The sequence below is a fragment of the Furfurilactobacillus curtus genome (assembly GCF_054657915.1).
In genome coordinates this window covers 1-1,678 of sequence record NZ_BAAHXU010000005.1, presented here as the reverse complement: position 1 = coordinate 1,678, position 1,678 = coordinate 1, and the positions used below count along the sequence as shown (strand labels likewise).

Here is a 1,678-nt window from a genome sequence, read left to right as displayed (position 1 = left end):
CATAAGCATTTAACTCATGAACCACCTTGCTGCTTGACCAGACATTTCCATCCGTCTGGATCGTTTAGCCTTCTGCGTCCCTCCATTGTTCAAACACGTTTAACTAGTACAGGAATCTCAACCTGTTAGCCATCGACTACGCCTCTCGGCCTCGCCTTAGGTCCCGACTAACCCTGGGTGGACGAGCCTTCCCCAGGAAACCTTAGTCATTCGGTGGATCAGATTCTCACTGATCTTTCGCTACTCATACCGGCATTCTCACTTCTATGCGCTCCACCAGTCCTCACGGTCTGACTTCTCCGCCCATAGAACGCTCTCCTATCGCGCCACTTACGTGGCACCCACAGTTTCGGTAATGTGCTTAGCCCCGGTACATTTTCGGCGCAGAATCACTCGACTAGTGAGCTATTACGCACTCTTTAAATGGTGGCTGCTTCTGAGCCAACATCCTAGTTGTCTGTGCAACTCCACATCCTTTTCCACTTAGCACATATTTTGGGACCTTAACTGGTGATCTGGGCTGTTCCCCTTTCGACGGTGGATCTTATCACTCATCGTCTGACTCCCGGATAACACATCAATGGCATTCGGAGTTTATCTGAATTCAGTAACCCATGACGGGCCCCTAGTTCAAACAGTGCTCTACCTCCATGATGCTCTAATCCGAGGCTAGCCCTAAAGCTATTTCGGAGAGAACCAGCTATCTCCAAGTTCGTTTGGAATTTCACCGCTACCCACACGTCATCCCAGCCTTTTTCAACAGACACGGGTTCGGTCCTCCGGTGCGTATTACCGCACTTTCAACCTGCACATGGGTAGGTCACCTGGTTTCGGGTCTACTTCAACATACTCAATCGCCCATTTCAGACTCGCTTTCGCTACGGCTCCGGTCTTTCCACCTTAACCTTGCATGCTAACGTAACTCGCCGGTTCATTCTACAAAAGGCACGCTATCACCCATTAACGGGCTCTAACTACTTGTAGGCACACGGTTTCAGGAACTATTTCACTCCCCTTCCGGGGTGCTTTTCACCTTTCCCTCACGGTACTGGTTCACTATCGGTCACTAGGGAGTATTTAGCCTTACGGGATGGTCCCCGCAAATTCCGACGGAATTTCACGTGCTCCGCCGTACTCAGGATCCTGAACTGAGGGACTTTGATTTCGTCTACGTGGCTCTCACACCCTATGGCGACGCTTCCCAACGTCTTCGACTATCAAGGTCCTTGGTAACTCAAATGTTCAGTCCTACAACCCCAAACTGCAAGCAGTCTGGTTTGGGCTCTTCCCCGTTCGCTCGCCGCTACTTAGGGAATCGATTTTTCTTTCTCTTCCTGTTGCTAATGAGATGTTTCAGTTCACAACGTCTACCTTCAACTAGAGTATGTATTCCCCTAGTGATAACCAGCGGTTAAACTGGCTGGGTTCCCCCATTCGGAAATCTCCGGATCAAAGCTTACTTACAGCTCCCCGAAGCATATCGGTGTTAGTCCCGTCCTTCATCGGCTCCTAGTGCCAAGGCATCCACCGTGCGCCCTTGTTAACTTAACCTAACAGTTCTAAAGAACTGCGGTTGTGAGTTTAGCGAATAACAATTACTTGTTAAAAAACTCAAAAAACGCGGTGTTCTCGGTTTTTAATAAAAAGAATCAAGATTCAGTTTTCAATGTGCAATCCT

Annotated in this window: 1 rRNA gene; it reads right to left on the bottom strand. The window is 49.0% G+C overall.

Going from position 1 to position 1,678, the window contains the following annotated elements:
- Positions 1-1,551, bottom strand: a 23S ribosomal RNA gene (locus tag ACYQ0Y_RS10245); the annotation flags it as partial.
- Positions 1,552-1,678: the final 127 nt, after the last annotated feature.